Source organism: Capnocytophaga sp. oral taxon 864 (genome assembly GCF_002998835.1).
Lineage (GTDB): Bacteria > Bacteroidota > Bacteroidia > Flavobacteriales > Flavobacteriaceae > Capnocytophaga > Capnocytophaga ochracea.
The window spans coordinates 2,355,623-2,376,321 of record NZ_CP027232.1 but is presented as its reverse complement, the minus strand read 5'-3'; the positions used below and the strand labels follow the sequence as shown (position 1 = coordinate 2,376,321).

Genomic DNA, 20,699 nt, shown 5'->3' with positions numbered 1-20,699 from the left:
AAAACGCGTATCATAGGAGAACCTTTCTAGTCTCACAGAATTTACTAATCTGCTAATTTTCTAATTCACTAATTAATATTATGAATATACAAAATCTTTTTAAAATAGCGTGGCGTGCCCTTTTGCTCAACAAAACAAGGGCTATGCTTACAATGCTGGGCATCATCATTGGGGTGGGCTCTGTCATTACAATGCTTGCCATTGGAGAAGGCTCTAAAAAGAGCATCAAGGAGAATATCTCTAAAATGGGTACCAATATGCTCAATATCCGTCCGGGTGCCGGTATGATGGGTGGGGTACGTATGAGTATGAGCGATATGCAATCGCTGAAAATGACGGATTACGAAGCCCTCAAAAAGAAGGTACCCTACTGAAATATGTATCGCCAGTAGTAAGTGGCAATGGACAAAGTATAGCAGGGGGCAACAACTGGCCTACCTCTATCTACGGAGTGAATACCGAATACTTGCCCATACGGGAGTGGAGTGTGGCAGAGGGAAGTATGTTTGGTGAAGATGAAATTACTAACTTTGCCAAAGTAGCCGTTATAGGACAAACAGTAGCTAAGAACCTCTTCACTAATGGCGAGAACCCTATTGGGCAAACCATACGCTTTAAGAATATCCCGTTTAAAGTGATTGGCGTACTTACCAAAAAAGGTGAGAGTAACTTTGGTCAGGATCAAGACGATGTGATTATCGCACCTTATACTACGGTACAAAAGCGTATTTTGGCACAAACTTTCTTGCAGAGTATTGTGGCTTCGGTGCTCAATGAAAGTCAGTCGGAGAATGCAGTAAACCAAGTAAAGAAAATTTTGGAGCGCACTCATAATCTTTCGGCTACACAAGAGAATGATTTCAATGTGTTTTCACAACAAGAACTCATCAGTACGTTTAGCTCTACCAGCGAGATGCTTACTGTGTTGTTGGTAGCTATTGCCAGCATTTCGCTCATCGTGGGCGGTATAGGCATTATGAACATTATGTATGTATCAGTAAAAGAGCGCACTAAGGAAATAGGCTTGCGTATGGCTATTGGAGCTAAGGGAAAGGATATTTTGGCGCAATTCCTTATCGAGTCGGTGCTTATTAGCATTACTGGGGGGGTATTAGGGGTAATTATTGGCTTATTAGCTACCGTAGGCGTATCGCTGTTCATAGGCTGGCCAGTGAGTATTACCTTGTATTCTATTGTAATATCCTTCTTAGTATGTACTATCACAGGGGTATTCTTCGGTTGGTATCCTGCCCGCAAAGCAGCCGAGTTAGAACCTATTAGCGCCCTGAGATACGAGTAGTGCGAGAGAAACAGGCAATTAGAAATAATAAAAACAGATGAATATAACTTTACCTCCTTATGCTACAACAGAAGACCTGCAAAAATGTATGGTTATTGTTAGAGAAATATTAGATAGCAAAGCCATTACTATTAATGATGAGCAGTGCCAAGCTATAGCTTTAGAAGTTATGGGTATCTCTTATGCCAAAGGAGGAGACTATTCCCCTGAAATCATCAAGAGTTTCGCAGAAAGTTATTTTAAAATAATATCAAAGTATAAAGAATGAAATTCTTAACACACATAGCCTCTTGGGCAGTGGTTTGTATTCTGCCTGCCCTTATTTTTATCTCCGAAAGCAATCACCGATTTGAGGAGGCTCTTTACCGTTCGCTCATATCATTGCCTTTTTTGATGTTTTTGTTCTACATCAGTTTCTATTGGCTTATTGATAAACTGTGGTTTAAAAAACGATATATACTTTTTATATTGGTAGCAGTGGTACTCATTTTATGTATTTCGTACAGCAAATATGAGCTTTTTTCATACTTTAATCCCCGCAAAGATGGACGCAGGATGCCTCCTTTCCACGCTTTTGTCTATTTCGATTTCTTATCGAACCTCTTGCCGGTAGTCTTTGCAATGGCAATACGCTATGCACAACGCAACTTTTCTTTGGAAATCGCTCAGAAAGAAGCCCAAGCGCACAAACTACAAGCCGACCTTACCCAATTGAAATACCAACTCCAACCGCATTTCTTTTTCAATGCACTCAACAATATCTATTCGCTTATAGAGTTTGATCCTCAAAAGGCACAACAGAGCGTGCATAGCCTTAGCAAGCTGATGCGTCACTTTATGCAAAACAGTGACCAAAAGCAGATTAGTCTTGCAGAAGAAGTAGATTTCTTGCAACAATACATCAGCTTAATGCAGTTGCGCCTGACTGATAAAACTACTGTACGGGTAGATTTCCCGAAGCAACTACCCCCACTCACCATAGCGCCTTTGCTGTTTATCAGCTTAGTGGAAAACGCCTTTAAGCACGGTGTATCGGCGACTGAGGTAACAGAATTGTCGTTTAGCTTGAGAGTGGAAGAGAATAAGGTAATATTTAGAAGTGAGAACACTATAATTCCTAAACAAGAAAGTTTGTATAACTCAGGTATTGGCATTGAAAACTTAAAGAAACGCCTAACACTTCTTTATCCTAAAAAACATCAATACAACATCGAAGAAAAAAACGGAGAATACATTGCTCAATTGACAATTGAGAATTGACAAATGTGAGGTTTTTAGACCAAAGGCAAGAAATTTTTTAAAAAAGAAGTACTTTCGATGTGAGGACAGTGTAGCTTACGCTACAGAAATCTTACAAATCAAACAAATAGGTAGCAAGCTACCTGAAAGTCTCGAACTGACCTATACTTCATAATTTCGCGCAGTTGCTCTGTGAGACGTATGACGGACTTTTAACAAACCTTAAACGGAACTACAGTGGTTTTATAGTGGGTCTACAGTGGCTCTACAGTGGCTCTACAGTGGCTCTACAATAAAGGTTAATCGAATTATAATAGAACATTGATTGAATTTATGGTGCTTCTATCTCCTCACATCACTCGTTCTAGTGTTTAAACTTGTTGGACATAAAATAAGTAACAACTTAAATCAAAGGCTCGAAATTTTCTTTAAAAAAAGAAATACACCTGGCGGTACAGAAATTGGAACAGATTTAATTGATTTTCACATAATTTATATAGCATAAGCTATATTTCCTCTTTTAGTGTGTTTGCTCTGTGGTTTTAGTAGGGACTTTTTGGTAATACAGCATTATTTTCGTATCTTTGCCCCAAAATAATAATAGCTAACAATTGTGGAAACCAAAATATCAGTTATCGGAGGAGGAAGTTGGGCAACGGCTCTGATTAAGATTTTTACCGCCAATATCGACCAAGTGTGTTGGTATATGCGCAATGAACAGGCTATTGAGCACATCAAAGCGACCAAACACAACCCTAACTACCTTAGCGATGTACATTTAAACATCAGCAAGCTACACCTCACCAACGACATCAACGAGGCGGTAGCTTTTAGCGATTATGTCGTCTTTTCTATCCCTTCAGCTTTCTTGAGTGACGAATTAGAAAAACTCACCGAACCGCTATCTAATAAAAATATATTTTCTGCTATCAAAGGTATCGAACCTAAGAGCGGACTTATAGTAGGTGAGTATTTCAACAAAATACATCACGTGCCTTATGCACAGATAGGCGTTATAGCAGGTCCTTGCCACGCCGAAGAGGTAGCCCTCGAACGTTTGTCGTACCTCACTATTGCCTGTCTCGACGAAGAAAAAGCGCGCTTTATGGCTGAAGCTATGAAACGCCATTATGTGAAGACCAAAATATCCGACGATGTGGTAGGTATTGAATACGCTGCTATGCTGAAGAACATTTATGCCCTTGCTGCGGGTATTGCACACGGATTAGGCTATGGCGATAACTTCCAAAGTGTGCTGATGAGCAACGCCATTCGCGAGATGCGACGCTACATCAAGCATATTTACAAAATCAAACGAAATATCAACAACTCCGCTTATTTAGGTGATTTACTCGTAACCGCCTATTCGCTTTTCAGTCGGAACCGTATGTTCGGCACAATGATAGGTAAAGGCTATACTGTAAAGAGTACAATGGCTGAAATGAATATGGTAGCCGAAGGCTATTACGCTACCAAAAGCGCTTACCTCATTAACAAAAATCAAGAAAAACCCAGTCGCACTCCCATACTCGATGCCGTCTACAAAGTGTTATACGAAGGCAAAAGAGCCAATGTAGCATTTGCAGAATTGACAGGAGAACTGGATTAGAAAATTAGAAAATGAGAAAATGAGGAAATGAGAAAATTTGCTAATTAACTTTATGTTCACAGGAATTATAGAAGAAATAGGTAAAATCGTACAGATAGAACGCGAAGAGGCGAATCTGCATTTATACGTAAAAAGTTCGTTTACAAATGAACTAAAAATAGACCAAAGTGTTGCCCATAATGGGGTATGCCTTACGGTAGTGGCTATCGACGGCGATGTATACCAAGTAACTGCCATTGCCGAAACCCTTGCCAAAACCCACTTAGGCAGTTTGCAAGTAGGTGATGCGGTAAACTTAGAGCGCGGTATGCTTCTCAACACCCGCTTAGACGGACATATCGTGCAAGGTCACATCGACCAAACGGGCACTTGTACTGCTATCCAAGAAGAAGCAGGTAGCACCCGCTTTACTTTTGAGTACGACCCCTCTACTGGCAATGTGGTAATTGAAAAAGGCTCTATTACTGTGAATGGTGTAAGCCTAACGGTAATAGATGCGACTTCCCATAGTTTTAGTGTAGCAGTAATCCCTTATACTTTAGCACATACCAATCTGCAATACTTACAAATAGGTAGTGTTGTAAATTTAGAATTCGATGTGATTGGTAAATATGTCGCCCGACTTATGCAACGGTAAGGCGTTGTAAAATAAGAGAACGTACTTCTTCGCGTAAGGACTCTTTATCGTCAAGGGTTTTGCCTTGGGTAGGAATAGAGCGCAATATATCTACTCGCATCGTGCCCATACTGCCGGCAAAGAAGCGGAAGGGAAAGCGTTTTTTAGTATCGTAGAATACCATTGGTACTATGGGAATTTGGCATTCTATCGCAATGCGAAAAGCACCATCTTTAAAACTATCGAGTACTATACTCTCATCATCGGGGACACCTCCTTCGGGAAAAATACAAATACTCAGGCCTTTCTTTATTCTCTCCATCGCTTGGGCATAAACCTCCTTCCTACTCTGCGGACTCTTTCTATCTACCATTATGGCAACACGTTTGTAGAAATAACCAAACAATAGCGTCTTGCTCAGTTCCTTCTTCCCTACAAATACAAACGGATTTTTACTACAGTAGAACATCAGCATTATGTCCATCATACTGTAATGATTGGCAACTAGCATATAGCTATGGCGGTCGTTAGGCACGGTATATTCCCTGTGTATTTTCGGCAAAAAGCCCATACCGTACAATATAGGCGTTGCCCATAAGTTCCGGGCTACCCAATAAAATGAGCGATACCATTCTGCCCGTGCTGTAAGAATAAACAACAAGGGCAACCACAGGAGAATAAGAATAAGTACAAGCAAGTAAAACCAGCTCTTCCACAAGAGCCAAAAGGTGTATTTCAGGAGTTTCATTTAATGTAATCTTATTATTATCCGGTAGGAGCAAATATATTACTGATTTCTAAATATATAAACCTCAACATCACCGCTTAACGCTCTCTTTTTGCAGTGTAAAAGTATCGTTAAAACAGTAATAAAGTTTTGTTAAAATCGATTTTTTCTTTGGTAATTCAAAAATTTGCCGTACCTTTGTCAGCGCAATGAGGGTGGTAGCTCATTGTAAAACTTCAAATAATAGTTTTCATAATTTAAAGTTTTGGTTGGTTAATGGAAAAGTCCGATATTATTATCGGACTTTTTTTCTTATACAGACCACCATAGCTTCCAAGGAATCATTGAGAGCAAGCACACCAGTGCAATACCGTAAAACAAGGCTATTTTTCCATACATCTTGCGCACTTCTGTCTGTTTTTTAAGTTTTACCCAGCCCACAGTAATCAGCGTTACTGCTATGATATTCATTATAGGGTGCTCCACCAATAACTGGCGCAATAAGCTGTCTTTCATCACCACTTTAGCCCCCTCACTCCACATCTGCAAACGAGGGGTAGTTACATAGACTAATAAGCCCAATAATAATTGTATATGAGAGAATACCAAAGCAAACAAACTCAAGCGGAGGTCCTTTATTCCAAAGTATTTTCTTTTGCCAAAAAATCCCATAAGCGCATTGATAACTGCTATGATAAGCACTGCCAATACTAAATAAGCACATAGTGAATGTGTCTGTTTAATTAGTTGATACATAATATTCTTTATAAATTTGCGGGCAAAAATACAAATCTTTTTGAAATTCTTTTCTTTCTTCAAAGTATTTTTTGTACCTTTGCCTTTGGATGATAGTTATGAATTATTGACGAATGAGGAAATGAGAGAATTGGAAAATGAGGAAATTAGAGAATTTGACTAATAAAACAATAATTAATTATGACAACCTTTTTTAGGAGGTGACAATCAGTTTATTGAACTTTGCCAAAGTTTGAAACTTTGGCAAAGTGCGTACCGCAAAAGCGATGTGTTAGGACTGTTAGGAGTTTTCGGAAGGAAACGGAAGATTTCAGAAGAGGGTTGGGAGAGATTTTGGTGAGAAAAGGCTGTAAGGAGGGTATGGTTAGCTTATAGAGAGCTTATAGGAAGCTTATACGAATCTTGGACGATTGGTATAGAAAGGATATATAAGTAATTGACTTATAACACGATATAACAGTGCTAAAAATGTTAAAAACGGGGGTTTCGAGGCGAAAGAAAGAGAAATAGGTAATAGGCCTTAGGCCATAGGCAATAAGGGAAAACATCCCCCTAACCCCCTTCAAAGGGGGAATGTGATGACGGAAAAGAGAAGGAATGACGAATGCTAACTTCCTTCGAAGGGGGAATGTGGCGACGGAAAATCAAAAGAAACCTACTCTCTAATTCACTTAGTTGGCAATTGCTGATAACCCTCGAAAGGAGGGATTGGCGATAATCATTATAGACGAGTTATATAATTTACAGTGAAACAATACATTAATTCCCCTACTCTCGATTGACACTAATGATAATAACTAACGACAAAAAACTAACAACTATATGACAGAACAAGTATTTGCCTTACACGTGGCAACCCGCAACAATCTTTTAACTTATTTGGAGAATGTAAGTCCTGAACAGTTAGCGCAAATCCCCACAGGATTTCACAATAACATCTGGTGGAACATCGCTCACTGCGTGGCACAACAACAAATACTCTGCTACAAACTATCAGGACTCAATTTTGTTGTACCCGAAACTTTTGTAGATACTTATAAAAAAGGTACTTATCCCGATGGACACATTCCTACCGCTGAGGAAATTCAAGAATTGCGCAGTCTGCTCATCAGCAGCCAAAAACAACTGCAAGCCGACTACGAGCGTGGGGTATTCACTAATTTTACTCCTTACACGACCAGCTATGGCTATGCGCTTACCTGCATTGAAGATGCGATACATTTCAACAATACTCACGAGGGAATGCACCTTGGAGTGGTAATTGCTTTAAACTATTTTGCTAAATGATAGAAGATAAAACGCCTCACCGTACCTCATTAGCCGATTTGGGTGAATTTGGACTTATCGACCGCCTGACGAAGGGATTTGAAATCCACAATCCTTCCACTCTTAAAGGCGTAGGCGACGATGCGGCGGTAATGGATTTTAAAAATAAAAAAACTGTCGTCTCTACCGACCTGCTTATTGAAGGTGTACATTTCGACCTTAGCTATGTACCGCTGAAGCATTTAGGATACAAGTCGGTAGTAGTGAACGTATCGGATATCTATGCGATGAACGCTACGGCTACCCAAATAACCGTATCGATAGCGGTGTCCAATCGCTTTCCGTTAGAAGCCTTAGAAGAACTCTATGCAGGCATTCACCTAGCCTGCGAGCATTATAAGGTAGACTTAGTAGGAGGCGACACGACCTCGTCTACACGCGGACTCATCATCTCGGTAACGGCGATAGGTGAAGCGGAAGCATCGGACTTAGTATATCGCAACGGAGCGCAACCTAACGACCTTGTGGTACTCACGGGCGATATAGGGGGTGCCTATATGGGTTTACAGATATTGGAACGCGAAAAGGCGGTCTTTCAGGTAAACCCAAACTCTCAACCCGATATAGAGATGTATTCTTACATTTTGGAACGCCAGCTCAAACCCGAAGCCCGCAAGGACATTCCGCCACTGTTAAAACAATTAGGCGTAAAACCTACTGCTATGATGGATGTAAGCGACGGCTTATCGTCAGAACTCTTGCACATTTGCAAACAATCGGGGGTAGGTTGTAGGTTATATGAAGACAAAATACCGCTTGACCCACAAGTAATTAGCACTTGTGAGGAGTTCAATTTAGATAGCACTACCATAGCCCTAAGTGGTGGCGAGGATTACGAACTGCTGTTTACTATTGCCCAAGCAGATTACGATAAGATAAAAGGCAATCCTAATTTTAGCGTAATAGGTTACATTACCGACAAAAGCGAAGGGGTAAACCTCATCACCCGTGCAGGACAATTTATACCGATTATAGCGAAAGGGTGGAACGCTTTAACAATTGACAATTAATAATTAAAAATTAACAAGATATGAAAAGAAGAGCATTTTTTAAACGTGGGGCTTTAGCAGCTTTAGGAGGCTTAGTACTTCCTTCATTCGATTTACAAGCGCAAACCCTTGGGGAAGCCCATAAAAACAAACGCACTAAAAATATCATCTTTATGGTGAGTGACGGTATGAGTTTCGGCACTTTGGTAATGGCTGACCTGTACCTAAAACGCAAATTCGGTCGCCCTTCCAGCTGGATAGGATTGTACGAAAGTAACCTCGCACAGCGCGCCGTAATGGATATGGCATCGGCAAGTTCGGTAGTAACCGACTCCTCAGCAGCAAGTTCGTCTTGGGGCGGTGGTGTACGTGTGAACAACGGTAGTCTTAATATAAGCCCCAATGGCAAAGAGAATATGCCTATCTTGCAAAAGTTCAAAAAAGCTGGTAAGAAAGTAGGTTGCGTTACTACTGTAATGGTAAACCACGCTACTCCAGCAGGATTCTGTACGTGGAGCAAAAGCCGTAATGCTATGGATGAGATTGCCCTCAACTACACCGAATTAGGTTTTGATGTGATGTTAGGTGGCGGTAGTAAATACTTCGACCCTGCCCATCGCAAGGACAAAAAAGACCTCTTTGCTGTTCTCAAAAAGAAAGGTTATACAGTAGCTCGCACACGCGGTGAAATGCAGAAAGCCCCTACTAATAAACCTCTCTATGGACTTTTTGCTGAGGAAGCTCTCCCCTACTCTATCGATCGCGCGCAAAGCAGTGAAGAACAAGCTAAAACACCTACTCTTGCTGAGATGACTGCTAAGGCTATCGACCAACTTAAAAGTCACCCTAACGGCTTTGTAATGCAAGTAGAAGGGGGTAAAGTAGACTGGGCTGCACACGCTAACGATATAGGGGCTTTGCTCTATGACCAAGTAGCTTTTGACGAGGCTGTGGGGGTAGCGCTAGAATTTGCAAAAGCCGATGGCAACACCCTTGTAGTCATTACTTCCGACCACGGTAATGCTAACCCTGGGCTCATCTACGGCAAAGAGTGTAATGACAATTTTGACAGATTGCAAAACTTCACCCATTCTAACGATTGGATTTTACAACAAATCAACGCTAACGACTCGGTAGCCAAAGTGCGTGAGCACGTAGCTCAATACTGCGGTGGAATGAACATCAGTGAGGAACAAGCTAAAGAACTCTTAGGTTATTACGCTAAAACCGAAAGAAAAGAAGACGGCTTGTACAACTACAAACACCTGCCTTACCGATTGTTTGCCGAAATACAAAAAGCACATACTTCGGTAGGCTGGATAAGTATGGATCACTCATCGGATTACACCGAATTGGCAATGTATGGACCAGGTAGCGAGCGACTTAAACCTTTTATGCGCAATACCGATATGCACAATTTCTTGTTGGAGGCAGCGGAGGTTAGAGTTTAGAAGTTAGAAAGTAGAAATCAGAAATTAGAGGGTGAAAAGTTTTCAGTTTCAGAAGCTCGTTACTTTTATAGGAATATTGCTCTTCATCGTGAAGTTGATAGCGTGGTACATTACCAATTCTAACGCTATCTTTTCGGACACGATGGAGAGCATCGTGAATATCATTGCCGCTTTTATGGGGCTCTATTCGCTATACCTCTGCAACAAACCTCGCGATACCGACCACCCTTATGGACACGGCAAGGTAGAGTTTGTTACCGCTGGCATTGAGGGAATGCTCATCGCTATCGCTGGGGTACTTATTCTCATCGAAGCCTTTTCATCACTCATAAAGGGAATACATCTTGATAAATTAGGCTGGGGGATTGCCCTTTTCGGGTCTACCGCCATAGTGAATTACACTATGGGGTATATTTCTTACCAAAAAGGAAAAAAAGAGAACTCGTTAGTACTGATGAGTGCGGGCAAACATCTGCAATCGGATACTTTTGCCACCTCAGCTATTGTGCTGAGTTTGGTGTTGGTACACTTCACCGGTTGGCTATGGCTCGACCCTTTAATCGCTATTGGTTTTGGTAGTTATATCATTGTGATAGGCTGGAAGATAGTGCGCAAAGCCCTCAGCGGTATTATGGACGAGCGCGACGAAGCCCTCTTTGCCGAACTCGTAAATATACTGCAAGCTAACCGCAAAACCGAATGGATAGACATTCACAATATGCGCATTCAGCAGTTTGGGGCTCACTTGCATATTGATGCCCATATCACTCTGCCTTACTATTATTCTTTAAAAGAAGCCCACCAAGAGATGGAAAAGGTGATTCATTTATTGGTAGAAAAAGTAGATAGAACGATAGAATTCAACTTTCACTTAGACTATTGCAAACCCTTTTCGTGTGAAATTTGCGCTATCGACTGTTCCTTTAGAGAAAAACCTTTTGTGCGGACTATACAGTGGGACGTGAAGAACATCGCTGGTGTAGCGAAGCATAGATATGAACCACTAAAACAATAATGCAAATTAGATACTATAAACATTGGTTCTTTGAGGTTTAATTTTGATGTACTTGACCTATTGTAAATAACTAACGGTATTCTTCTTGCTCGTTTAAAGTATATTTATTAATTTTGCACCAAAATATTGCCTTTATAATATGATAACTACTTTCTTTTCAGAAAATTTAGGGTTTACTACCATATGCGTTTTTCTACTCTCTTTGGGAGTAGCATACTTTTCTTTGCCAAGTATTATATACGTGTCAAAGTACAAAAACCTAATGGATAAACCTAATGCACGTAGTTCACATAAAGAAAAAACACCTACCTTAGGAGGTATTTCTTTCTTCGTAAGTTTAGTTTTTACTCTCTTTTTACTCCGTTTTTTCGATAATGACAATGTAGGTATTAACATCTTATCTGGTGTAGGTGTACTCTTTTTCGTTGGCTTAAAAGATGACCTTGTAGGTGTAAATCCTAGTACTAAAATTATAGGTCAAATTATAGCTACCCTGATGCTTTTTTTAGGAACTGGGCTTAAAATCACTACTCTCGATAATTTCTTAGGCATTACTGATATTCCATATTGGCTTTCTATTTTTATGAGCTGTGGTATGATGATGATGATTGTAAACTCTTACAATCTTATCGATGGTATTAACGGCTCAGCTGCAATGGTAGGTATTGTAATTTTTGGTGCTTTTGCCTATGTTTTCTACGATGCTCAACTGTACTACTACTTTCTGTTATCAATTCTATGTATAGGTTTTTTATTAGCCTTTTTACGCTATAATCTATCGGTAAGGAAACGCGTTTTTATGGGAGATACAGGCTCTATGATTGCAGGTTTTCTCATCGCAGTTCTCGCTATTAAATTCTTTGCTCTAAACACTGAAGCCTTAGAAAGTGCTATTATACACCCCACAAATAAAATATGGGTTCTTCTTGCAATTATTTTCATTCCTTTTTTTGATACTACCCGCGTGTTCACCACTCGCCTATTGCGTCACGGACAACCTTTTAAAGCCGACCGCAGTCATATCCACCACGTGATGATTGACTATATGAAACTGTCGCATTCACAAGCAAGTGTACTATTAGCACTCATCAATTTAATCGTTTGTGTGGTGATTTTATATCTCAATACTTTTTTATCTTCCCTTTATTTAGGAATTGTTTTAGGTGTTATTTTTATAGGATTGGCAGGACTTCTCTTTTACGTAAACAGAAGCTATCACATCCGTAAGAAAAAACAAAAAATAAGGCATATTGTCAAGGGGATTATAAAAAAGAAATAATTTTCGTACCTTTGCGCCCTATCTCATAAGAAATGCTCAAACAGAATTTACAACTTAAACTCTCACAAAAACTTTCACCTCAGCAAATACAGCTGATGAAACTCGTACAACTCCCCACTCTTGCTTTCGAACAGCGTGTGAAACAAGAGATGGAAGAAAACCCCGCTTTAGAATCAGGGCGCGAAGAAGATGCTCTTGATGAGTTTCACGATGAGTTCGATAACTCTGCCGATGAATATAACGATAACGATGTGATTGATATGGACGATATCAACATCGATGAATACCTCAGTGATGACGAAATACCCGATTATCGCTTGCACACCAATAACTATAGCGACGACGATGAGGATCGCGATATTCCTTTCAGCGCAGAGGTGTCGTTTCACCAATCTCTTATCAACCAATTGAACACCTTTACCCTCTCCGATGAGGATTACTTAATTGCTGAGTTCCTCGTGGGTAGCATAGATGATATAGGCTATATACGCCGCTCTATTCAAGACCTTACCGACGACTTAGCTTTTACCCAAAATATCTATACCGAAGAGGAACACGTAGAACAAATACGCCAACAGATTATATTTCAATTAGACCCTGCAGGAGTAGGTGCTGCCGACCTGCAAGAGTGCTTGCTCATACAACTGCGCCGCAAAAAACAAACACCTGCTATAGGGTTGGCAATAGAAGTGCTTACCGAAGCCTTTGAGGCGTTCACTAAAAAGCATTACACCAAACTGCAACAGCGCTTTTTGGTAACTGAAGAACAACTGAAAGAAGCGGTACAAGAGGTGGAGCGCCTAAACCCTAAACCTGGGAGTTCCTACGTGGGCAACAATGTGCATATAGAACAAATTATCCCCGACTTTACCGTAAAAGTGGTAGATAATGAGTTGGAACTCTCCCTCAACGGACGCAATGCTCCTGAACTACACGTTTCTAAGGAATATAGCACTATGCTCGATACTTATAAGAAGAGTAAGGAAAAGAGCAATTCACAAAAAGAGGCGGTGTTCTTTATCAAACAGAAGTTGGATTCTGCTAAGTGGTTTATAGATGCCATTCGCCAGCGACAACAAACGCTCCTCATCACGATGAACGCTATTATGGAGCACCAACGCGAGTACTTCCTCACAGGTGATGAGCTGAAAATAAAACCGCTTATTCTCAAAGATATTGCCGATAAGGTAGGTATGGACATCTCTACCGTGTCGCGGGTAGCGAGCAGTAAATACGTGATTACCCCTTACGGTACCAAACTCATTAAAGATTTCTTTTCGGAATCTATGAAGAACGACCAAGGGGAAGACGTTTCTACTCGTGAAATCAAGCAGATATTACAATATATTGTCGCTAAGGAAGACAAAAGTAAACCCCTCCCCGATGATGAATTGGCACAGCTCCTCAAAAAGAAAGGTTACCCCATTGCGCGCCGCACTATTGCCAAATACCGCGAACAAATGGATATACCCGTAGCGCGCCTCAGAAAAGAGCTGTAAGTGTGAGTCACACAGGCAAAATATAAAGAAACTCCAGTATAGTGACAGACTGTACTGGAGTTTTTTTTGTCGTAACACAACAAGCCATTTTACAAATTAAAAGCTTCTTTTAATTCATTATACACCTGTTTGATAATCGAAGTTGGTTGCTCAAAGATGTGGAATATACATAGCTACAATTTCTTTATTTCCTACTTTGTAATAATAGAAGCCCTTGCCTTTATCGATGAGTGCGTTTTCTTTAGATTGATATTCACCTGTATTTTTAGGGTAATTTTTCAATCTTCTTTTTCAGTAAGAGAAAGTCTTCGGCAGAGTTTTCAACTCATCATTAACCATTATTTCACTATCTTCATCTCATTTAGCAAATACCCTACTCCGGCGTATTTATCGATGATAAACAGCACATAGCGAATATCTACCATAATATTGCGACATATTTTAGGGTCGTAGTGGATATCGCTCATTGTGCCTTCCCACACGCGGTCGAAATTGAGACCGATAAGGTTACCTTGTGCGTCTATCGCAGGACTGCCCGAGTTGCCTCCCGTGGTATGATTGGTTGCTACGAAACACACAGGCATCTTGCCGTTTTTGCCGTAAATACCATAGTCTTTTTTCTCATAGAGCTCGCGCAGTTTGGCGGGCACATTAAATTCGTAGTCGTTAGGCACGTATTTCTCCATTACACCGTCTAAATAAGTCATATAATCATAGGTTATAGCATCCGAAGGTGAGTAACCCGCTACCTTGCCATAAGTAACGCGCAAAGTGCTATTGGCATCAGGGAAAATGCGGTCTTGAGGTTTCGAGAACTCCAAGATAGCCTTCATATAAGTACGCTGTAAGGCGGTAATCTCGCTATCCAACTGTCGGTAAGTAGGCACTACAGTTCCGTAGAAATGAGCGACAATTTGCTGTACAAATTGTACGCCTATGTCATTTTTGAGGTGCCTTTCAAAAACTTCATCGGGTAGGTTGAGTACTTTTTCCATTTCGGTTTTAGAAGCCAAAAACGACTCTTTATAGAGTTTGTCAGCCAGTGTGTGTATCTCAAACTGCTGTAAGTTAGGCGAGAGTAGGGTTTTAGGCATCGCCTGAGCATAATACACTACCGCTTTTTCAAATACGGCTTTATCTACATTCACATCGTAGTTTTTAAATACCGTTTCAAAGTTGTTTAAAAGGTTCTTCTTGCGGTCGTTGAACGATTGTGTTCCTTTCTCGTGCAGCGCATTTTGCAGTTGAAGGATTTTATAGCCATTTGCCAGCAAGTCGATATTGCGCTGTACCAACTCCGAAAAGAGGTCTACTGCCAAAGCATAGTTTTGTATTTGAGCGTATTTTTCAGTAAACTGAGGTAAAATATAACCATATTCAGCAGTTTTACCTGCTTTTTCTATCTCTTTTTGAAATTTCTGTTCTTGAGCGCGTTTGATAGCTACCGCATCCGATTTTTTCAAACCTTGTGTTTCACCTATCCACTTTTTCCAATAGTTGGCAACGCTGGCGTATTTAGAGGCGTATTTTATTTTTATTTCGTTACTGTTGCGCATAAAGCCGTCTTGCACTTTGAGCACCACATCGCGAATGCCTATCTTAGCAGGATTCAGTACATTCACAATTTGTTCCACTGCTACGGCAGGTAAATATTCTTCAGTACGACCTGGATAACCGAAGATCATTGTAAAATCGCCTGCTTTCACGCCTTTTAACGAGATAGGAAAGAAGTGTTTGGGGCGATAGGGCACGTTGTCTTTGGAGTAGGCTGCGGGGCGGTTATTTTTATCGGCGTATACACGGAAAAGCGAGAAGTCCCCCGTATGGCGAGGCCATACCCAATTATCGGTATCCGAACCGAATTTGCCTATAGCCGAAGGCGGTGCACCTACTAAACGCACATCTTTAAAAGTTTCTACTACAAAAAGGATATACTGATTGCCCTCGTAGAAAGCACGAACCCGATTCTCTTGCCACGCTTCTTTAGGCGAGTTTTTCACCAAAGAGGCAATATTGCGTTCTATCTGAGAGGTGCGAATGCTCTCACTACTTAGGTTTTGAGTATCGGCGAGTACTTTTTGGGTAACATCTTCAATACGTACGATAAAAGTAACTTCTAAATTCTTGTTAGGCAACTCTTCCGATAGATTTTTAGCCCAAAAACCATCGGTAAGGTAATCATTTTGCACTGAGGAATGCACTTGTATCTGTCCGTAGCCACAATGGTGATTAGTGAGCAGTAGCCCTTTATCCGAAATCATTTCGGCAGTACATCCTCCATTGAAATGAGGCACGGCGTCTTTCAAGCTCGACTTATTGACGCTATAAATATCACTCACCGACATTTTCATACCTAAGGACTTCATTTCTCTGGCATTCATACCCTCCAAAAGCGAAGGAATCCACATACCGCCTTGCTGTGCCGTTAAGGTAACAGGTAACAAGTAAAAGCTAAAAAGTAATAAAGAGATAAACTTCTTCATAGTCACTGTTTAAATTAAAGTGCAAATATAGGGAATATTTTCTAAAAATTTGGTTTTAACTGTTGTTTATTGTTGTAGAAATCTTCAATGACTTTAATCACTTCGTCTTCAGTATCTACTAAGTGAAACAAATCCAAATCCTCAGCACTAATATTATTAAATTTCTCTAATAATATCTTCTTTATCCAGTCTACAAGCCCGCTCCAATAATCTGTACCGACTAAAATAATAGGAATTTTGTCTATTTTATAAGTTTGCACGAGAGTGAGGGTTTCGAAGAGTTCATCGAGGGTACCAAAGCCCCCAGGCATTGCTACAAATGCCTTAGAATACTTTACAAACATCACCTTACGCGCAAAGAAGTAGTTGAATTTAATATTCTTATCGTGGTCGATATAAGAGTTGATTGCCTGCTCGAAAGGCAAATCAATATTCAGCCCTGCCGAAACACCTTTGTTTAGGTGCGCACCTTTGTTGCCCGCCTCCATAATACCAGGTCCTCCGCCGGTAATAATACCGAAGCCCTCATCTACTATTTTTTGGGCAATACGCACAGTGAGTTCATAATAGGGCATCTCTGGCTTAATACGTGCCGAACCAAAAATACATACACAAGGTCCTATGGAGCTCATCTGCTCATAGCCGTGTACAAATTCACCCATTATTTTAAAAATCGACCAAGAGTCGTGCGTTTTAGTTTCGTTCCAAACTTTAGAATGTTTTTTCATTGAGTTAAATGTTAAAAGTTAAGAGTTAAGGAGTATAGTTTTTCCAACCATATTCGTAATATTTTTCAGTAGGCATAAATTCGGCAGCTCCACCGTCTAAATCGCCTGCGCAAGGAATGCGGTGTAATCCCCAATTACAAGGCTTGCTTTTGCCCGTTTTGTAGCTCGTCCAAGTGCCCAGAAAGCTGTTGTTAAAATAAGCGTCGGAATCGTTATCTATATAGTCATACAAAAATCGGTTTTTGTTATCTACATACCATTTAACGAATAGCTTTCCTTTAAAAACACCCGTAGCACTCTGTTTAGGGTCTTCTTTCAGTTCATAGGTAGCAATAACAATGCCTTCTTCTTTCACTTTCCCCTTGTACTCATCGTCTACTCCATAGGAAGGTAGCGCAAAAGCATATAGTGTATCAATAGTGATGTTCCCTTCAAAAGTGCGCTCGTTCTTATCTACCATAGTGCTACCTTTCATTGTATAAGTGCGCTTTCCTTGCTTTTGTACTGTAAAGTCAATCCTCAATCGCTTCTTGTGTGCCCCTATAAAACCGAGATAAGGTATCTTTTGCATTAACAAAGGCGAGATATCTTTCTCATTGATATTTATTTTAGCTTTTATCAATGGAGATTTTCTGCCTTGTTCAGTGCTAAAAGGGGTCATCGCGTCTATAATGCCCTTCTGCGTACAAGTATTTTGTGCATAAGAGAAAATAGTGATTATATATAATAAAAAGAATAGTTTCATTATTGAAAGTTGCTACCTTTGAAAAGGCAAAGCCTTTATTTGTTTAATTTTTTATTGATTTTTGTTTAATTTCTATAGCTTTAGCTATACTCCTTTTACTTAATAGCTTTCACTAAATTTTAGGGTACAAAAGTGCTATTACACTTCCTTATCTGTGCGACTTGCACTCTCAAATTTCTTTAGGTCATTCCCTTTGAGGGCGTTCTCTACGAGTTCGGGAAGGCGGTCAGGAGTACAGGCAAAGCAGGCGATGCCGAGTTTGCTGATTTCTTTACCGAGTTTCTCATCGTAATCAGGGCGACCGCCGTCAGAAAGGGCTAAGAGCACCAATACCTTTACGCCTTCTTGGTGCATCTCGTTCAGGCGACGCAAGAGTCCAGCGCGTACACCTCCTTCATAAAGGTCAGAAATGAGAATAAACATCGTTTTGCGCGGATTCTCAATAAGTGTTTGGCAATACGCCACCGATTTATTAATATCTGTCCCTCCTCCTAACTGTACCCCAAAAAGCATATCCACAGGGTCTTCACGACAGACTTCCGTAAGGTCGGTTACTTCTGTATCAAACACTACCACGTGCGTATCAAGGGCTGGCATACTCGCAAAGATAGACCCCATTACTGACGAATATATAATCGAATCACACATCGAACCACTCTGGTCGATGTCTAAAATCACTGTCCAGTTCTTTTGGCGCTGGGTGCGTTCAAAAAAATAGAACTTTTCAGGAATAAGTCGCTTGGTAGCGGTATCGTAGTTCTTGAGGTTGCGCTGAATTGTGCGCTTCCAGTCGGTCGACGAGAAGTTGGCAATAGGCGTATGCGCTTTTTTGTTGAGCGCACCGGTAACAGCGCGGCGTAGGTCTTGCTCCATACGCTTCATAATCTCATCGACTACCTCTTTCACCAATTCGCGTGCGGTATTTTTAGATTTGGCAGGTATTTGCCCTTTGAGTGCCATCAAAGTGCCCACCATAGAGATATCGGGCTTTACGTTTTTAAGAGTTTCAGGTTCAAATAGTAGCTTGGTGAGTCCTTTGCGCTCAATAGCATCGCTTTGAATCACACTTACCACATCGGGAGGAAAGAACGAGCGCACATCGGTGAGCCACTTAGCTAAGTTGGGTGACGAACTGCCTAAGCCTGCCGAGCGTTTGCCTCCATTATTACCGTTACCTTCGGTATCGTCGTAGAGGGCAGCCAGCGTGGCGTCCATCAGCGATTGTTGCTCATTGAGCGATACCTCACCCAAAGCATTCAAATCCTGACCCAAGATGAGTCGCCAACGTGTAATTAGGTCGTCCATTATAAAATATAAAAAAGTAATCCTAATTGTAACACATTCGATTTGAGGCTCGTATCATCAGTAGTTTTAGCATCTTTCAGCAAAGGGGTAAGATTGTACTGCACATAGAAGTTCAAGGCGTTATACCCAAAGGCAATAAAAGGCTTTACCTGAAACGTATAAGCTATATCGGAGTTCTGAAAAGCTATAGAAACACCATTGGCAGTATACAAACTTCTACCGCTGAAGATATAGGCAAAACGCGCTCCTGTATACACGCGCCAAAACTTATGACTGTAAGGAGTAGAGGTGCGAAAGCGAAACTCTACGGGTATTTCTACCGAATGCGTCTCGAAGAAATTACGAGTGATGTTCCGGTCGCTGAAACGTTCTACTATCTCATAGCTCACGCCCGAAACCGTTTTGTTAGCCACCATATTGTTGTACACCAAATCGTAAGCATAGCCTATACCCACCCCAAAGCCTACATTACGCGCTTTGTTCATAGGTAGGTCGCGAATGAAACCTACGTGAATCCCCCTTGAAAGGTTGTGTTGCACCACGCTATTTGCTTTACCAGCCAAATAGTCATAAGTAAGACCAAAGTAAAATTGGTCTTCGAGGTAGTGCAGGTCTGCCTCCGTATCGGTAGCAGTAGCCGTTTGTGGGGTGCTTATCATTCCATCATCGTTATTCTCTTGAGCAAAAGTAAAGAGCGAAAAGTGAAGAGCGAAAAGCAACAGTATCCTATTTAGTTTGTTCATCTTTTTTGTTGTATATTTTGGGCAAAGATAAGAATAATTAGCAAATTAGCAAATTAACAAATTTTCTAATTCTCTAATTTCCTAAAATCCGCCCATTCTCTTTCCGTCCCTACACTCCCCTTTTGAAGGGGCTAGGGAGATGTTTGTCTCCTTTTCCAGCTTGTCCCCCTTCGGGGGTTCGGGGGCTTACCGAATAAATAACTCGCCACATTCCCCCCCTTTGAAGGTAGCCAGCGACAGCTAAGTATGTGTAAAGGGGGAGGTTCCTTTTGATTTTCCATCATACTCCCTCCTAGTGCCTATGCCCTAAGGCCTATTACCTATTCCTTTTCTTTCGCCTCGAAACCCCGTTTTTACCATTTTTTGCATCGCTGTATTATACTATGAATCAACTTTTTATATACCCTTTCTATACCAATCGTCCAAGATTCGTATAAGCTTCCTTTAAGCTCTCTATAAGCTAACCCCACCCATCTTACACCCCTTTTTCACCAAAATTCCTCTCAGCCCTCTTCTGAAATCTTCCGTTTCCTTCCGAATCCTCCACCCCCTCCTCTGACCTGTCCGATCCGTCTGAAAAAACCGACCCGTCCATTCCCCTTGTTAGTATTATTGACATTTCTGGTATTTCTAGTATTTCTGGCATTATTGGTATTCACCTAATTCTCTCATTTCCTAATTCTCTCATTTCCTCATTTACTAATTCTCTTGCCTTTCTGAATGATTAAAATAAATGTAATAAAAACTATTTGTCTATTTAGAAAATTATTTTTACTTTTGCGCCTTTCAAAATCAATATAAAAATAATAGCGTTTTAACACAGAATTATTTTCCGATTAGAGTATCTGAAAAAGAAAATAATTCTAAATATATCTAAATGCTTTTCATA

At 40.6% G+C, this 20,699-nt stretch carries 19 protein-coding genes and 2 pseudogenes; 11 read left to right on the top strand and 10 right to left on the bottom strand.

Features of this window, described 5'->3' with window-relative positions; translation table 11 throughout:
• The first annotated feature begins 80 nt into the window (after nucleotides 1–80).
• The 5 genes and pseudogenes from C3V44_RS10715 (at nucleotide 81) to C3V44_RS10695 (ending at nucleotide 4,785) form a co-directional block, all read left to right on the top strand.
• Nucleotides 81–1,300: pseudogene (locus C3V44_RS10715) on the top strand (ABC transporter permease).
• Nucleotides 1,301–1,337: 37 nt separating this feature from the next.
• Nucleotides 1,338–1,568 carry a succinylglutamate-semialdehyde dehydrogenase gene (locus C3V44_RS10710; protein WP_106096449.1) on the top strand — a complete coding sequence of 77 codons (231 nt, stop codon included), beginning with the start codon at nucleotides 1,338–1,340 and terminating at the stop codon, nucleotides 1,566–1,568.
• Entirely contained in the window at nucleotides 1,565–2,560 is a 996-nt protein-coding gene (locus C3V44_RS10705; RefSeq protein WP_106096448.1) for a sensor histidine kinase, read from the top strand. The genes C3V44_RS10710 and C3V44_RS10705 overlap by 4 nt, the downstream gene beginning before the upstream one ends.
• Before the next feature lie 592 nt (nucleotides 2,561–3,152).
• Entirely contained in the window at nucleotides 3,153–4,148 is a 996-nt protein-coding gene (locus C3V44_RS10700; RefSeq protein ID WP_009419227.1) for an NAD(P)H-dependent glycerol-3-phosphate dehydrogenase, read from the top strand.
• Between the two features lie 52 nt (nucleotides 4,149–4,200).
• Entirely contained in the window at nucleotides 4,201–4,785 is a 585-nt protein-coding gene (locus C3V44_RS10695) for a riboflavin synthase (protein WP_106096447.1), read from the top strand.
• Here C3V44_RS10695 and C3V44_RS10690 read toward each other — a convergent pair.
• Together C3V44_RS10690 and C3V44_RS10685 are read right to left on the bottom strand one after the other, a co-directional pair.
• Nucleotides 4,772–5,512, bottom strand: a complete 741-nt coding sequence (locus C3V44_RS10690; RefSeq protein WP_106096446.1) for a 1-acyl-sn-glycerol-3-phosphate acyltransferase — start codon at nucleotides 5,510–5,512, stop codon at nucleotides 4,772–4,774. The genes C3V44_RS10695 and C3V44_RS10690 overlap by 14 nt on opposite strands.
• A 291-nt stretch (nucleotides 5,513–5,803) precedes the next feature.
• Nucleotides 5,804–6,247, bottom strand: coding sequence for a hypothetical protein (locus tag C3V44_RS10685; RefSeq protein WP_009419230.1), 444 nt, complete (start codon nucleotides 6,245–6,247; stop codon nucleotides 5,804–5,806).
• An 822-nt stretch (nucleotides 6,248–7,069) separates the two neighbouring features.
• Between C3V44_RS10685 and C3V44_RS10680 the strand changes: the two genes are divergently transcribed.
• From C3V44_RS10680 to rpoN, 6 genes are all read left to right on the top strand, one after another.
• On the top strand, nucleotides 7,070–7,534 hold the full coding sequence (locus C3V44_RS10680) for a DinB family protein (protein ID WP_009422536.1): 465 nt from the start codon (nucleotides 7,070–7,072) through the stop codon (nucleotides 7,532–7,534).
• A complete protein-coding gene (gene thiL / locus C3V44_RS10675) occupies nucleotides 7,531–8,583 on the top strand; it encodes a thiamine-phosphate kinase (protein ID WP_106096445.1) in 1,053 nt (350 codons plus the stop codon). Before C3V44_RS10680 ends, thiL begins: the two co-directional genes overlap by 4 nt.
• Nucleotides 8,584–8,603: 20 nt before the next feature.
• On the top strand, nucleotides 8,604–10,013 hold the full coding sequence (locus C3V44_RS10670) for an alkaline phosphatase (RefSeq protein ID WP_106096444.1): 1,410 nt from the start codon (nucleotides 8,604–8,606) through the stop codon (nucleotides 10,011–10,013).
• Nucleotides 10,014–10,044: 31 nt separating this feature from the next.
• Nucleotides 10,045–11,028: a cation diffusion facilitator family transporter gene (locus C3V44_RS10665; protein WP_106096443.1), complete on the top strand. Its 984-nt coding sequence runs from the start codon at nucleotides 10,045–10,047 to the stop codon at nucleotides 11,026–11,028.
• Between the two features lie 139 nt (nucleotides 11,029–11,167).
• Complete coding sequence (locus C3V44_RS10660; RefSeq protein ID WP_016479801.1) at nucleotides 11,168–12,307, top strand: glycosyltransferase family 4 protein; 1,140 nt, start codon at nucleotides 11,168–11,170, stop codon at nucleotides 12,305–12,307.
• A gap of 32 nt (nucleotides 12,308–12,339) precedes the next feature.
• On the top strand, nucleotides 12,340–13,806 hold the full coding sequence (gene rpoN, locus C3V44_RS10655) for an RNA polymerase factor sigma-54 (RefSeq protein WP_106096442.1): 1,467 nt from the start codon (nucleotides 12,340–12,342) through the stop codon (nucleotides 13,804–13,806).
• Nucleotides 13,807–13,956: 150 nt separating this feature from the next.
• Here the strand turns inward: rpoN and C3V44_RS12525 are convergent, their stop codons facing one another.
• The 8 genes and pseudogenes from C3V44_RS12525 to C3V44_RS12070 form a co-directional block, all read right to left on the bottom strand.
• On the bottom strand, nucleotides 13,957–14,088 hold the full coding sequence (locus C3V44_RS12525; protein WP_009410396.1) for a hypothetical protein: 132 nt from the start codon (nucleotides 14,086–14,088) through the stop codon (nucleotides 13,957–13,959).
• Between the two features lie 56 nt (nucleotides 14,089–14,144).
• Nucleotides 14,145–16,289, bottom strand: a complete 2,145-nt coding sequence (locus C3V44_RS10650; protein ID WP_106096441.1) for a S46 family peptidase — start codon at nucleotides 16,287–16,289, stop codon at nucleotides 14,145–14,147.
• A 41-nt stretch (nucleotides 16,290–16,330) separates the two neighbouring features.
• Nucleotides 16,331–17,017, bottom strand: a complete 687-nt coding sequence (locus C3V44_RS10645) for a TIGR00730 family Rossman fold protein (protein ID WP_002673636.1) — start codon at nucleotides 17,015–17,017, stop codon at nucleotides 16,331–16,333.
• 25 nt (nucleotides 17,018–17,042) lie between these two features.
• Entirely contained in the window at nucleotides 17,043–17,762 is a 720-nt protein-coding gene (locus C3V44_RS10640) for a hypothetical protein (protein ID WP_106096440.1), read from the bottom strand.
• A gap of 138 nt (nucleotides 17,763–17,900) precedes the next feature.
• The gene (locus C3V44_RS10635; protein ID WP_106096439.1) at nucleotides 17,901–19,067 is read right to left on the bottom strand and encodes a VWA domain-containing protein; all 1,167 of its coding nucleotides are present in this window, start codon (nucleotides 19,065–19,067) and stop codon (nucleotides 17,901–17,903) included.
• Nucleotides 19,067–19,810 (bottom strand): outer membrane beta-barrel protein, encoded by a 744-nt coding sequence (locus C3V44_RS10630; protein WP_009410401.1) that lies wholly within the window; start codon nucleotides 19,808–19,810, stop codon nucleotides 19,067–19,069. The genes C3V44_RS10635 and C3V44_RS10630 overlap by 1 nt, the downstream gene beginning before the upstream one ends.
• Before the next feature lie 133 nt (nucleotides 19,811–19,943).
• Nucleotides 19,944–20,021: pseudogene (locus C3V44_RS12440) on the bottom strand (phosphinothricin acetyltransferase); the annotation flags it as partial.
• Between the two features lie 264 nt (nucleotides 20,022–20,285).
• Nucleotides 20,286–20,456: a hypothetical protein gene (locus tag C3V44_RS12070; RefSeq protein WP_164996615.1), complete on the bottom strand. Its 171-nt coding sequence runs from the start codon at nucleotides 20,454–20,456 to the stop codon at nucleotides 20,286–20,288.
• Between the last annotated feature and the right edge of the window lie 243 nt (nucleotides 20,457–20,699).